Origin of the sequence: Brevibacterium sp. HMSC08F02 (genome assembly GCF_001807555.1) — a bacterium.
GTDB lineage: Bacteria > Actinomycetota > Actinomycetes > Actinomycetales > Brevibacteriaceae > Brevibacterium > Brevibacterium ravenspurgense.
On record NZ_KV789346.1, the window covers coordinates 34,736 to 48,420 of the forward strand.

The following is a 13,685-nucleotide window of genomic DNA, read 5'->3' on the forward strand; positions in this document are numbered from 1 at the left end:
AGACTGGCCGGGTGACTCCCACCCCGCAGACCATTCGTGACGAAGCCGCCAGACGGCGCACATTCGCCGTCATCGCCCACCCCGACGCCGGTAAATCAACCCTGACCGAAGCACTCGCCCTGCACGCGCGCGCCATCGGCCAGGCCGGCGCAACCCACGGCAAAGCAGGCCGTCGCGCCACCGTGTCCGACTGGATGCAGATGGAGCAGGACCGCGGCATTTCGATTTCCTCAGCCGCTCTGCAGTTCGAATACCGCGACTGCGTGGTCAACCTCATCGACACCCCCGGTCACGCCGACTTCTCAGAAGACACCTACCGCGTGCTGTCGTCCGTCGACTGCGCCATCATGCTCGTCGACGCGGCCAAGGGCATGGAAGAGCAGACCATGAAGCTGTTCGAAGTCTGCTCCCACCGCAACATCCCGATCATGACGGTCATCAACAAGTGGGACCGCCCCGGTCTGGAATCGCTGGAGCTCATGGACGAAATCCAGCAGAAGACCGGCATGCTGCCCACACCGCTGACGTGGCCCGTGGGTGACTCCGGTGACTTCCGCGGCGTGCTTGACCGTGAAACGGGGGAGTACACCAAGTTCACCCGCACCGACGGCGGCGCCACCATCGCTGGTGCTGAAACCATGGACCCCGCACGGGCCGAAGAAGTCGAAGGCGACGTGTGGACCACCGCCGTCGAAGAATCCGAGCTTCTGGAACTGGAAGAGCAGAACTTCGACTACGACGAATTCCGGGCAGGCAAGCACACCCCGGTGATGTTCGCTTCCGCCGTTCTCAACTTCGGTGTGGCCAAGATCCTCGACACGCTCATCGACCGCGCTCCGGCGGCAGAACCTCGCCTGGACCGCGACGGCGAACCTCGACCCGTCGATGCGCCTTTCTCCGGCTTCGTGTTCAAAGTGCAGGCCGGAATGGACCGCAACCACCGCGACCTTTTGGCCTACATCCGCGTGTGCTCCGGAGTTTTCGAACGCGGCATGGTCGTCACCCACGCCGAAACGAAAAAGCCGTTTGCCACCAAACACGCTCAGCACGTCTTCGGCCGTGACCGCGACTCCGTTGAGACTGCTTTCCCCGGAGACGTCGTCGGCTTGGTCAACGCCTCAGCCCTGCGCGTGGGCGACAGCCTCTACGTCGACGAGCCCGTGCAGTTCCCACCAATCCCGTCATTCAGCCCCGAACACTTCATGGTCATCCGCGCGAAAGACCCGTCGAAGTACAAGCAGTTCCGCCGCGGCATCGACCAGCTGGACCACGAAGGCGTCATCCAGGTGCTGCGCTCCGACCTGCGCGGCGATCAGGCCCCCGTGCTCGGAGCCGTCGGCCCAATTCAGTTCGAAGTGGTCGAAGACCGCATGGTCAACGAATTCAACTCACCGTGCCGCCTGGAGTCCCTGCCCTACACGCTGGCCCGCCGCACAGTGAAGGACGACATCCCCAAACTGGCGAAAGAGCGCAGCGTCGAAGTGCTCGAACGCTCCGACGGCACACTGTTGGCTCTCTTCTCAGACCGGTGGCGCCTGGGCGGTGTGGAGCGGGAAAACCCCGGCATCACACTCGAGCCCCTGGTGGTCACCTGACCGACTGCGAGCACCTCGCGGCGGGGGTTTAGAATAAAAAGCCGGGCAGACTCTGGTCCTGACTGCGTCGCTGCTCAGGACCCTGCCCGCAGTCATGTCTGCAATAAGGAGCTAGGACAAGTGGGAAACACGTCGATCCGCGTCGCCATCGCGGGCCTGGGAAACTGCGCAACGTCACTCATCGAAGGCGTTGAATACTACAAGGACGCAGATCCCGAATCGAAGGTTCCGGGACTCATGCACGTGCAGTTCGGCGACTACCACATCAGCGACATCGAATTCGTCGCAGCGTTCGACGTCGACGCTGACAAGGTCGGCAAGGACATTTCCGAAGCCGCTTACTCCAGCGAGAACCACACCATCAAAATCACCGACATCCCGCACACCGGGGTAGAAGTGCAGCGCGGCCCAACGCTTGACGGCCTCGGCAAGTACTACCGCGAAACCATCACCGAATCCGACGCCGAACCGGTTGACGTTGCGCAGGCTCTGCGCGACGCGAAGGTCGACGTTCTGGTGTGCTACTTGCCCGTTGGCTCGCAGAAGGCCGTCGAATACTACGCGCAGGCCGCAATCGATGCGAAGGTCGCATTCGTCAACGCCCTGCCGGTGTTCATCGCAGGCACTAAGGAATGGGACGACAAGTTCAAGGAAGCCGGCGTGCCGATTGTCGGCGACGACATCAAGAGCCAGATCGGTGCGACGATCACCCACCGCGTCATGGCCCGCCTGTTCGAAGAGCGCGGCGTGATCCTCGACCGCACCTACCAGCTCAACGTCGGCGGCAACATGGACTTCAAGAACATGCTCGAACGCGAGCGTCTCGAGTCCAAGAAGATCTCGAAGACCCAGGCGGTCACCTCGAACACCTCGGCAGAACTCGCCGAACGCGACGTCCACATCGGCCCCTCCGACTACGTGGGCTGGTTGGATGACCGCAAGTGGGCTTTTGTGCGCCTGGAGGGCCGCAACTTCGGCGACGCCCCGGTGTCCCTGGAATACAAGCTCGAAGTGTGGGACTCGCCGAACTCCGCCGGCGTCATCATCGACGCCGTGCGCGCAGCCAAGATCGGCCTGGATCGCGGCATCGGCGGTGCGCTCATCTCGGCATCCTCGTACTTCATGAAGTCCCCGCCGCACCAGCAGAACGACGAAGCCGCACACGCGGCCGTAGAAGCCTTCATTGCCGGCGAAGCCGACAACTGACCTGCCACAACACACAGAACACTCTGAGGAGAGATCTCCAATGCACGTCATCGTAGTCGGAGCCGGATTCGTCGGGCTTTCCAGCGCACTCCACCTGGCCGCGGACGGCCACGAGGTGACCGTCCTGGAGCGCACCGGTGTCGCCGCCGGATCCAGCTGGGGCAACGCAGGATTCATTGTTCCCCCGATGACGAAGCCGCTCGCCGCTCCCGGCGCGTGGGTCAACGGCTTCGACATGATGCTCAACAAGGACGCCCCGCTGTCCATGCCGCAGCCGTTCTCGCCGCGCCTGGCACTGTTCCTGGCGAAGTTCGCATCCCAGATGACGAAGAAGCGCTACGCCGCTTCCGTGCGCGCCGAAGCACCTGCTCTCAAGGACGCTTTCGCGGCCTTCGGTCGGATGGAAGAGCTCGGCGTCAAGGCGTCGCTGACGCGGGCCACCTTCACGATGGGCTTTGAATCCGCCGACGGTCTTGAGGGTCTGAAAGCCGGCATGGCCGAAAGCAACTCGGTTGGCCTGGAAGGCAGCGTCGACGTTGTATCGCCGGACGTTCTGCCGTTCTTCTCCGACAAGATCACGCACGCCGCTCAGGTGCGCGATCAGGCCTACATCGACCCGCCGGCCTACATGGAGGCTCTCGCTGAGGCCTGCCGCACTGCCGGTGTGAACATCATCGAAGACGCCGACGTCGTATCCGGCTATGAGGGCGACTCCGGTGTCGGGCTCGTTGATCGCAAAGGCCGCTCCTATGGTGGTGACGCGGTTGTCATCGCTGCCGGCGTGTGGTCGGACGACCTGCTGGAAACCCTCCACGGCAAGAAGGCCCGCATCGGCATGGCAGCGGGCCGCGGCTACTCGTTCACGGCCTCGGTTGCCCCCGAGTTCCTGCCGACCGAACCGGTGCGCTTCCCCTCGGTCAGCGTTGTTGTCACGCCCTACCGCGGCAAAGTCCGCGTGGGCGGAACCATGGAGTTCCTGCCGGCAGACGCCCCCATGAACCCAGCGCGCATCGACTCGATCAAGAAAGCCCTGCGCCCGCTGGTTCGCGGCATCGACCTGGAGAACACCACGGATCACTGGATGGGTCCCCGTCCGGTCAGCCCCGACGGCAGCGAGCGCGTCGAAGCTGTATCTCAGCGCACCTTCGTCGCTTCTGGCCACGGCATGTGGGGCATCACGCTCGGCCCGCGGGCCGGCGAAATCATTGCGAAGCTCGTCACAGAGCGACTGGGTCGCTGACGCACTAGAATTCACAGGGGAGAGCGTCCCCTCGCGTTCCTATAGTCAAGGAGGAGACTATGACGCACATTGCAGTAGTCGGGGCCGGAATGGTCGGCCTGGCAAGTGCACTCAACCTGGCTGACGCCGGATACGACGTCACCGTACTCGACCGCAAGGGTGTTGCCGCCGGCGCAAGCTGGGGCAACGCCGGCTTCATCTGCCCGTCGATGACCTTCCCACTGTCGGCACCGGGCGAATGGAAGAACGGCTTTGACGCCGTCACCAACAAGGATGCCCCGCTGGCCCTGCCGCAGCCGTTCAACCCGAAGCTGTGGAAGTTCCTCACGACCTTCACGCTGCAGATGACCGAAAAGAAGTTCAAGCGCGCAGTCGACGAACTCGCACCGGACCTCAAGGACTCCATCGCATCGTTCGAACGTCTCAAGGACTTCGGCGTCGAAGGCAAGTTCAACCACTCCGACTTCACCGTCGGCCTGGGTTCGGAAGCCGAACTCCACCACTTCATCGAAGAGACCGGCATCAACCGCGACGCCGGTGTGCCCTCTGTTGTGGAAACCTTCGACCCCCGCGAAAAGCCGTACTTCACGGACCTCGTCACCCACGGTGCAATCGTGAAGGACCAGGCGTACATCGACCCGCCGGCATTCGTCCAGTCGATCGCAGATGCCGCCCAGAAGCTGGGCGTGAAGATCGTGACCGACGCCGAGATCGTCACCGGCCACGTCGGTGCGGACGCCGTCGGCCTGGTCGACGCTCAGGGCCGCAGCTACAGCTTCGACGGTGTTGTCATCGCCGCGGGCGCTTGGTCGGACGAACTGCTGCGCAAGCTGCACGGCAAGTCCGCCACCATCGGCATGGCCGCTGGCCGCGGATACTCGTTCACCGCTCAGGTCGACCCCGAGTACCTGCCGACCACCCCCGTGTACCTGCCCACCACGCGCGTTGTGTTCACTCCGTACCGCGGTGGCGTGCGTGTGGGCGGAACCATGGAGTTCCTCGACCCGGATGCTCCGCTGCGTCCCGAGCGCATTGAATCTATGAAGCGCGTGGCCAGCAAGTACATGAAGGGCATCGACCTCGAGAACACCACCGACCACTGGGTTGGTCCTCGCCCGGTCAGCCCCACCGGTCCGCCGAAGATCGAAGCCCTCTCGCCGCGTAGCTTCGTCGCCGCAGGCCACGGCATGTGGGGCATTGCCCACGGACCGCGTGCCGGTGAGCAGATCGCACAGATCGTCAAGCGCACCCTCAAGTGATGCTTTCCTGAGTGCCGCCGCAGAATCCTCCCGCAGGGGAATTCTGCGGCGGCACTTTGCTGTTGAAACAGCAAAGACAGTAAACTCCCGTGCAACGGAAGCGATCAGAAAGAGTCTCATGGCAAACCCGCTGATGAACAGGGCCCTGAACGAAGGCGTGAAAGACCGCCAGACCCCTTCGGCCGATCACCTCAACTCCATGTACATGGCCCCGTCGGCAGAGAACCGCAACGCCGGCCCCGGCCAGCCAGTCCAGCCGCAGGCTCCAGCCGCAGAGCGCCCCATGCAGTACAACGACGTCTTCATGAAGTCGCTGGCCTGCTTCGGTGTTCTTCTCGTTGGCGCAATCGTCGGCTGGGTGATGCCTGCTCTGGCGCTGCCAGCCGTGCTCATCGGCCTGGTTCTCGGCCTGATCAACGCGTTCAAGCGCGAACCCGTCCCGTTCCTCATCCTGGCCTACGCCGCCGTTGAGGGTGTTTTCCTCGGCGGCATTTCGAAGATCTTCGAAACCTCATACGACGGCATTGTCATGCAGGCGGTGCTGGCAACACTCAGCGTCTTCGCCGTGATGTTCGCGCTGTTCAAGTTCAAGGTCATCCGCTTCGGTGCCAAGGGCATGAAGTTCCTCATGCTGGCCGTCGGCGGCTACGCGGTGTTCTCGCTCATCAACTTCTTCTACGTTCTGTTCACCGGCAACGGCGGTGCGCGCAACGTGCAGATTGAACTGTTCGGCATGACCTTCCCGCTGGGCGTCATCATCGGCGTTGTCGCCGTGGTGCTGGCATCGCTGACCCTGATCACTGACTTCCAGGCAATCGAAGCCGGCGTCGACAACAAGATCCCGGAGCGCTACTCCTGGACCATGGCGTTTTCCCTCATGGTGTCGCTCATCTGGCTGTACGTCGAAATCCTGCGCCTGCTGTCCTACTTCCGACAGGACTGACATGAGTGACGTGTTCGCTGCCGGACCGGTGGGCGAACAGCACCGACAGAAAGCGGCGGACCTCGAAACTGAGGTCCGCCGTCTTCGTGTCCGGCTGGTTTCGCTTACGGTCGACGCATGGTCTCAGGTGCCCGACGGCCAGCAGCTGAACCGTCGGCAGCTGGTCGCTGCCGCTGTTCGTCAGCTGTGTGATCTGACAGGCCCACCGGAGGGCGCACCAGAGATCTGGAGGGCTGACGAGGCGCAGCTTCCGTTCCGCTTGTTCGCTCTGTTGGAAGCGGCACAGCCGCGCAGGGGAGCCGGCGAGGGGCACACGGCAGAAGCACTTGCCCTTGCCGAAAACCTCAGGCGCAGTCTGTGAGGAGCTGCTGCGGCACCTCGTCCGTTTCTGTGCGGCACTGGAGCCGTACGGCTCCAGTGCCCGTGCACATCAGGTGAGTGCGCGCTTGAGGGTGTCGAGACCGACCGAGCCGATTGCCAGGGCTTTGGTGTGGAAGTCTTTGAGTGTGAAGTTCGGGTCGCTGGCTTTCGCCGCGTTGCGGGTCTGCTCCCACAGGCGCTGGCCGATCTTGTAGGACGGCGCCTGGCCCGGCCAGCCCAGGTAGCGGTCGAGTTCGAACGCGAGGAAGCTGCGCTCCATGGCCGCGTTGTCGGTCAGGAACGTCCAGGCCTTGTCCGCATCCCACGTGCCGCCCCCGATTGATTCGGGAGCCGGCAGACCCAGGTGCACGCCGATGTCGAGGCACACCCGGGCTGCCCTCAGCCGCTGGGAGTCGAGCATGCCCATGTAGTCGCCCAGATCGTCCAGGAAGCCGAGTTCGGCCATGAGCGCCTCGGAGTACAGGGCCCATCCTTCGCCGTGACCGGACACCCAGCACAGGTGACGACGCCATGTGTTGAGGCTGTCAGCCATGTGGGTCGCCCCGCCCACCTGCAGGTGATGTCCGGGAACGCCCTCGTGGTAGACGGTTGTGAGCTCCTGCCACGTGTTGAATGTTTCAACCCCGGCCGGAACCGACCACCACATGCGGCCCGGGCGTGAAAAGTCATCAGTTGGGCCGGTGTAGTAGATGCCGCCCGTGCCGTCGGGCAGCACCATGCATTCGATCTTCTTGACCGGTTCGGGAATGTCGAAGTGCACGCCCGCAAGTTCCTCAATGGCCCGGTCGGCCTTGTCCTGCATCCAGGCGCGCAAAGCATCCAGACCGTGCACCTGGCGCTGCGGATCGGCATTGAGCTTGTCGAAGCATTCGGAGACGGTGGAACCGGGGTAGAGCTCGTTTGCCACGCGGCGCTGTTCGGCGTCGATGGTGGCCAGCTGTTCGAGGCCCCAGGCGTAGGTTTCGTCGAGGTCGACCTCGGCTCCCAGGAACTGGCGAGAGAACAGGGCGTAGTCGTCGCGACCGCAGGCGTCGGTTTCGGTGGCCAGGGGAGCGATGATGTCGCCGAGGAAGTCAGCGAGCGACTCATAGGCTTCCCGCGCGCCGTCAGCGGCTGTGCGGACCTCTTCTGCCAGGGCTTCAGAGGCGGTGTCGGCTGCCTGCTGGGCGAAGCGGTCGAAGCTGCCGTCGGCTTTCGCATGGTCGCGGCACTGTTCGATGACGCGCTTGACCTGCCGCAGCGCAGGCGGCCGGCCGTCGTGAGCGGCCTGGCTCAGTGCGTGTCGGTACTCGGTGAGTGCCCTGGGCACCTGCGATAGGCGGACGGCGTTGTCCTTCCAGTCGTCTTCCGTGTCAGTGGGCACGAGGTCGAAGAGCATCTGCACATCCTGCGGTGCGGATGCAATGACGTTGAGTTCACCGGACGTCAGGCCGGCGGCGTGCAGTTCGCGCTCACAGCCCAGGCGCTCCCGCATGGCATCGAGCGTGACGGCATCGACCTCGTCGAGGTTCTGCGCTTCCCGTTCTGCTTTGTCGAGTTCGCGCAGCGTGCGGGCGTTGAGCTCATCGAGCTGGTCTGCGGCTTCGCGGCTCTGGGAATCCAGGCGCGCGCGATCTCCGTCAAGACCAGCGGTGACGGACAGGGTGGGGAACAGGTCAACAAGGGAGCGGGCGTAGTCTTCGGCGACTTCATCGACTGCCGAAGGGGTTCGCGATAGTTCAGTCATGGTCCCACTGTAAACGGCGGAAACCGCGTGATCTACCATTGCCCAGTCGGCGAACAGCGGTTTGTGCGCCGACTTTCTCAATGGCTTTATTGGAGGCGCATGCCGCGGTGACCCCGAGCAGACTGTGGAACAAGAACTTCATCCTGTCTTTCAGCATCAGCCTCATGGGCTCACTGGTGTTCTACATGCTGCTGACGTCCATGGCGGCATACGCGGTGATTTCGTTCGGTGCGGGGCAGGCGGCGGCCGGCTTCGCCTCGAGCTCCTTCGTTCTGGGTGCTGTGGTGTCCCGCGTCCCTGCGGGCAAGTACCTCGACTTCATCGGTCGCAAGCGGGTCATCCTGCTGTCTTCGATCATCCAGATTCTGCTGTCCCTGGCGTACATTCCGACCGGCACGCTCGACCTGTTCATTGCGGTGCGCTTCCTGCACGGCTTTGCGTTCGGGTTCAACCACACGGCAACGTCGGCCGCTGTGCAGACCGTCATCCCGCCGCACCGCAGGGCCGAAGGAACGGGATATTTCGGCATGGCAACCTCTTTGGCAATGGCCAGCGGCCCGTTCCTCGCGGTGACGGTGTCCGCGTCACACGGCTACCAGCCGCTGTTCTACATCTGCGCGACAATTGCCGTCGTCGCCTCGCTGCTGTCGCTTCTGCTGACTCTTCCGGAGAACCCGCCAAGTGCTGAACAGCGAGCTGATAAATGGCGGCTGACCCCGAGTTCGTTCCTTGAGAAGGACACGTTGAAGACCTCTTCTGTGATGTTCTTCGCCGGTCTCGTGTACTCGGTCGTCATGGCCTTTTTGGGCTCCTATGCGGAGGCTATAGGGGCGTCCGAGGCGGCAGGCTGGTTCTTTGTTGCGCTCGCTGCCGCTATGCTCATCTGCCGTTCCTTTGTGGGCCGCCTGCAGGACAAGTACGGGGATGGCTGGGTGATCTACCCAGCCATCCTCATTTACGCTGCATCACTCGCGGTGCTTACCTTTGCTCACGGTGAGTTCGCCATCGTCGTTGCGGGTGCGCTCGTGGGAGCAGGCTTTGGAACTCTGCTTCCTGCAGTGCAGGCCGTGTGTGTCGCCGATGCGCTGCCGGCCCGCTACGGGGTTGTCGTGTCGACGTTCTTCATCATGCTCGATTTGGGAACGGCAATCGGCTCCGTCGTTTTGGGTGCGCTGGAACCCGTGGTGGGTCAGCGGGGCATGTTCGGCGTTTCGACGTTTGTCGTGTTGTTCGGACTGCTTGTCTACTGGGCTGGCCGGCGCTCAGTCGCTCAGGGACGCTGACGCCGAGCCCAGGTGCCAGCACCCGGTTCGCGCATGCGGCGAACCGGGCTGCTGTAGCCGGTGCCCGGCTGGCTGGTGTTTTCGTTTCCACCGGAGGAGTGGCGCAGCGCCATGACGGCGGCGAATGCCGCCGAGCGCGCCAGGCGCTGCTCCTTCGGGGTTCCGGTCTTCGGTTTTTCTCTCACAGCGGGATGTTTCCGTGTTTGCGGGCGGGTGCCTGCACGTGCTTGTTGCGCAGGGCGCGCAGGCCTCGGACAATCCGTTCGCGGGTTTCAGACGGTGCGATGACCGCGTCGATGTAGCCCTCTTCCGCAGCCAGGTAGGGGTTGAGCAGAGCGTCTTCGTATTCCTGGACGAGTTCGGCTCGCTTGGCTTCGACGTCTTCGCCTGCGGCTTCTGCTTCTTTCAGCGTGCGGCGGTACACGATGTTCGCAGCACCCTGCGCACCCATGACGGCAATCTGTGCCGACGGCCAGGCCAGGTTGAGGTCAGCGCCGAGCTGCTTGGAGCCCATGACGCAGTACGCGCCGCCGTAGGCCTTGCGGGTGATGAGCGTCAGGCACGGCACGGTCGCTTCACCGTAGGCGTAGATGAGCTTTGCGCCGCGGCGGATGATGCCGTTGTACTCCTGGTCGGTGCCGGGCAGGAAGCCTGGAACGTCGACGAAGGTCAGAATCGGAATGTTGAACGCGTCGAGGAAGCGCACAAAGCGGGCTGCCTTTTCTGATGCGTCAATGTCGAGCGTGCCGGCCATCTGCATGGGCTGGTTGGCAATGATGCCGACCGTTTCGCCTTCCACGCGGCCGAAACCGGTGACGACGTTCGGGGCGAAGAGTTCGCTGGTTTCGAGGAACTCGCCGTCGTCGAGGACCGTCGTGACGACATCCAGGATGTCGTAGGGCTGCGATGCGGAGTCCGGCACGATCGTGTTGAGCGCGTTGTCGGCTTCCGTCAGTTCAAGGTCGGCCGGGGCCGGCACCGTCGGAACGGGGTCCATATTGTTCGACGGCAGGAAGGACAGGAGGTCGCGCACATAGTTCAGTGCGTCTTCTTCGTCCTGTGCGAGGTACTGCGCGTTGCCGGACACCGTGTTGTGGGTGTACCCGCCGCCCAGTTCTTCGTGGCCGACGTTTTCACCAGTGACGGTCTTGATGACGTCAGGGCCGGTGATGTACATGTGCGAGGTGCCGTCGACCATGATCGTGAAGTCGGTCAGAGCGGGGGAGTAGACGGCACCGCCTGCCGAGGGTCCCATGATGAGGCTGATCTGCGGGATCACACCGGAGGACTTGACGTTCCAGTGGAAGATTTCGGCGAACAGGGCGATCGATCCGACACCCTCCTGGATGCGGGCACCGCCGGAGTCGTTGATGCCGATGATGGGGCAGCCGATCTTCAGCGCGAGTTTCTGCACCTTGACGATCTTGCGGCCGTTGGCTTCGGCAAGCGAACCGCCGAGCACAGTGAAGTCGTGGGCGAAGACCGCAACGGTGCGGCCGTCGATTGTGCCCAGACCGCAGACCACGCCGTCGCCGTCGGGACGCTTCTTCTCCATGCCGAACTGGTGGCTGTGGTGGCGGACGAACTCGTCGATCTCCTGGAAAGAGCCGGGGTCGAGGAGTTCCGCAATGCGTTCGCGGGCGGTCTGCTTGCCGCGGTTGTGCTGGCGTTCAGCAGCCTGGGGATCGGGAGTGTGCGCGTTACGGCGGCGCTCAATGAAAGCGGCCAACCGCTGCGCTGTCGTCTGCGGTGCGGTAGAAGGACTCATGTCACTAGACTAGCGGTGATTCTCACACGGTGGGCCGGTGTTGTGTCCGGCCGATAAAACAGCCTACAGTGATGTAGTGCATGATTGCGTTTCTCCTTTTGACCTCAGCCGCTTCAGCGAAGCCTGGAGCCTGGAAAGCCGGTTGCCTCAGCCGGACATCGAGTGGTCGGAGAAAACCGGCTCGACCAACGACGACCTCGTTGCAGCCGTAGAAAGCGGAAGCGCAGCACCTTTCAGCATTATCGGCACGGACCATCAGCAGGCCGGCCGCGGCCGCCTGGCGCGCACGTGGACGACACCTCCGAACACGTGCCTGACCTTTTCCATTGCCGTTCCAGTCCCGTCGACAGTCGCCGCGGACGACCTCGGCTGGATTCCGCTGATCACGGGCCGCGCTGTTGTTGACACTCTGCGCGCCGAGGGAGTTCCGGCCGAACTCAAGTGGCCCAACGACGTCCTTATCCGCGACCGCAAGCTCGTCGGCATCCTCACTCGGATTGTCATCGGAGCTGACGGCGAAAAGACAGTCGTCATCGGCACCGGCATCAATGTGCACCTCGCACAGGACGACCTTCCGGTTGAGACCGCCACGTCGCTGCTCGTTGAGGGCTTCGAGTTCAGCCGCGAAGCGCTCCTGGCCGCTGTTGTCAGCCGGCTGCGCGAGGCCCTGGACTCGGCGTTCAGCCGTCCGGCGGTCGGAACAGCAGAATTCTGTGCGGACATGTCTGCCTCCATGGCCACCATTGGCCGCGACGTTCGGGTTGAACTGCCCGGCCAGGAACCCCTCACCGCGCGGGCAGTTGGCCTTGACAAGCACGGGGGGCTCGTCATTGAAACCGCTGAGGGCCTGCAGACCGTTACCGCCGGGGATGTCATACACGCGAGGCTGCTGTGACCGAACCTGATCCGCGCACTCGAGCTCTGCCGCAGATCAACGAGCACACCGTTTTCTCACGGCCGGACGCACCGTGGAACCGCGACGCTACGGCAACAACCGAAATCCAGCGGATTGCCGAAACCTCCGAAGAGTTCAGTTCGAGCTTCCAGGAAGAGCGCGCACGCGCCAACGCGCGGTCTTCCGATGACTCCAGCGTCTCTGAACTGCGCGACCGCCTGGAGTTTTCGCAAGGACTGGCGGACGACCCCAACCCGCAGACAGAAGCGGTACCGGACCTTTTGGACAACCCGGAGCTCATCGAGCAGCGCATACAGCGACTGCGCGCGGCGGCGTCGCTGCTGGAAGAACAGCTGCTGGGCGGCAAACGGGTCCTGACCAGACGCGAAGTAGCCCAGCTGGCAGGTGTTTCTACTGTGTCTGCCAAGAAGTTCTGGCGAGCCCTCGGCCTGCCAATCGCAGAAGAGGGCACACCCGCCTTCACGATTCGCGATGTCAATGCGCTGGCCGAAATGGCTGATCTTGTGGCGCGCAACATGGTGGACGAAGATACCGCGGTGGCGCTCGCTCGCGCCATCGGCCAGACCACCGACCGTCTGGTGGTGTGGCAGATGGAGACGGTTGTCGAATACCTCGCTGAATCACGCCAGCTGGATGAGCGTCAGGCGCGTGCGGTTGCGCTGAGCCTGTTTGAGCAGATCCTGCCGTCGCTGGAAAAGGTCATGCTGTACGCGTGGAAGCACAACATGGCCAACGTCTTCGGCCGGCTCAACGTGAACCTGGGCGACGACGCCGGTCCCGGCGGCAAGAACGCCGGCCAGCCAGGTTTCTATGATTCAGCCATGCCGCTTGCCCGCGGAATCGGCTTTGTCGACCTCGTGTCGTTTACCCGACTATCGCAGCAGATGGAGCCCAGGCAGCTTGCCAGCCTGGTCAAGCGCTTCCAAACCCTGTGCTACAACATCGTGACCGCCGGCGGCGGCCGCGTCATCAAAACCGTTGGCGACGAAGTGTTCTTCGCCGCCGAAACTCCGCGTTCGGGTGCCGAGATCTCAGTGCGGCTCATGGAGCGCATTACCGAAGATCCTGACCTGCCGAAAGCCCGCGTGGGCTTTTCGTGGGGCAAGGTTCTGTCCCGCCTGGGCGACATCTTCGGTTCGACCGTCAACCTGGCAGCCCGCCTGACTTCAATCGGCGAACCCGGAACGGTCACCACCGACTGGGAAACCTCGTCCGTCATTGCGCAGACGGAGGCCTATGAGTTCTCCAATCGCCGTACCGTGAGCCTGCAGGGACTGGGCGATATCACGATCGTCGACATGCACCGCGGCCAGGCGCCGCGCATGGTCGTCGACGTCGAACCCTGAGATCGAGCTTTGACGGTCGGCT

At 63.4% G+C, this 13,685-nt stretch carries 12 protein-coding genes; 9 read left to right on the plus strand and 3 right to left on the minus strand.

The window, feature by feature from the left end:
• Window positions 1–11: 11 nt before the first annotated feature.
• From HMPREF3172_RS02990 to HMPREF3172_RS03015, 6 genes are all read left to right on the plus strand, one after another.
• Window positions 12–1,595 carry a peptide chain release factor 3 gene (locus HMPREF3172_RS02990; protein WP_070515308.1) on the plus strand — a complete coding sequence of 528 codons (1,584 nt, stop codon included), beginning with the start codon at window positions 12–14 and terminating at the stop codon, window positions 1,593–1,595.
• A 120-nt stretch (window positions 1,596–1,715) separates the two neighbouring features.
• The gene (locus HMPREF3172_RS02995; RefSeq protein WP_070515310.1) at window positions 1,716–2,801 is read left to right on the plus strand and encodes an inositol-3-phosphate synthase; all 1,086 of its coding nucleotides are present in this window, start codon (window positions 1,716–1,718) and stop codon (window positions 2,799–2,801) included.
• A 40-nt stretch (window positions 2,802–2,841) separates the two neighbouring features.
• Window positions 2,842–4,041, plus strand: a complete 1,200-nt coding sequence (locus HMPREF3172_RS03000) for an NAD(P)/FAD-dependent oxidoreductase (RefSeq protein ID WP_070515312.1) — start codon at window positions 2,842–2,844, stop codon at window positions 4,039–4,041.
• Window positions 4,042–4,100: 59 nt separating this feature from the next.
• Complete coding sequence (locus tag HMPREF3172_RS03005; RefSeq protein WP_070515314.1) at window positions 4,101–5,300, plus strand: NAD(P)/FAD-dependent oxidoreductase; 1,200 nt, start codon at window positions 4,101–4,103, stop codon at window positions 5,298–5,300.
• A gap of 118 nt (window positions 5,301–5,418) precedes the next feature.
• A complete protein-coding gene (locus tag HMPREF3172_RS03010) occupies window positions 5,419–6,243 on the plus strand; it encodes a Bax inhibitor-1/YccA family protein (protein ID WP_070515315.1) in 825 nt (274 codons plus the stop codon).
• A gap of 1 nt (window position 6,244) precedes the next feature.
• Window positions 6,245–6,604, plus strand: a complete 360-nt coding sequence (locus HMPREF3172_RS03015) for a hypothetical protein (RefSeq protein ID WP_070515317.1) — start codon at window positions 6,245–6,247, stop codon at window positions 6,602–6,604.
• Window positions 6,605–6,673: 69 nt separating this feature from the next.
• Here the strand turns inward: HMPREF3172_RS03015 and HMPREF3172_RS03020 are convergent, their stop codons facing one another.
• Window positions 6,674–8,350, minus strand: coding sequence for a DUF885 domain-containing protein (locus HMPREF3172_RS03020; RefSeq protein ID WP_070515319.1), 1,677 nt, complete (start codon window positions 8,348–8,350; stop codon window positions 6,674–6,676).
• 80 nt (window positions 8,351–8,430) lie between these two features.
• Between HMPREF3172_RS03020 and HMPREF3172_RS03025 the strand changes: the two genes are divergently transcribed.
• The gene (locus HMPREF3172_RS03025; RefSeq protein ID WP_070515321.1) at window positions 8,431–9,633 is read left to right on the plus strand and encodes an MFS transporter; all 1,203 of its coding nucleotides are present in this window, start codon (window positions 8,431–8,433) and stop codon (window positions 9,631–9,633) included.
• Here HMPREF3172_RS03025 and HMPREF3172_RS03030 read toward each other — a convergent pair.
• The gene (locus tag HMPREF3172_RS03030; protein ID WP_062019692.1) at window positions 9,621–9,818 is read right to left on the minus strand and encodes a hypothetical protein; all 198 of its coding nucleotides are present in this window, start codon (window positions 9,816–9,818) and stop codon (window positions 9,621–9,623) included. The two genes, HMPREF3172_RS03025 and HMPREF3172_RS03030, sit on opposite strands and share 13 nt — an antisense overlap.
• A complete protein-coding gene (locus tag HMPREF3172_RS03035; protein ID WP_062019694.1) occupies window positions 9,815–11,401 on the minus strand; it encodes an acyl-CoA carboxylase subunit beta in 1,587 nt (528 codons plus the stop codon). Before HMPREF3172_RS03035 ends, HMPREF3172_RS03030 begins: the two co-directional genes overlap by 4 nt.
• 76 nt (window positions 11,402–11,477) lie before the next feature.
• Here HMPREF3172_RS03035 and HMPREF3172_RS03040 point away from each other — a divergent pair, with 76 nt between their 5' ends.
• Both HMPREF3172_RS03040 and HMPREF3172_RS03045 read left to right on the plus strand, forming a co-directional pair.
• Window positions 11,478–12,296, plus strand: a complete 819-nt coding sequence (locus HMPREF3172_RS03040; RefSeq protein ID WP_176746122.1) for a biotin--[acetyl-CoA-carboxylase] ligase — start codon at window positions 11,478–11,480, stop codon at window positions 12,294–12,296.
• Complete coding sequence (locus tag HMPREF3172_RS03045) at window positions 12,293–13,663, plus strand: adenylate/guanylate cyclase domain-containing protein (protein WP_070515324.1); 1,371 nt, start codon at window positions 12,293–12,295, stop codon at window positions 13,661–13,663. The genes HMPREF3172_RS03040 and HMPREF3172_RS03045 overlap by 4 nt, the downstream gene beginning before the upstream one ends.
• Window positions 13,664–13,685 lie beyond the last annotated feature (22 nt).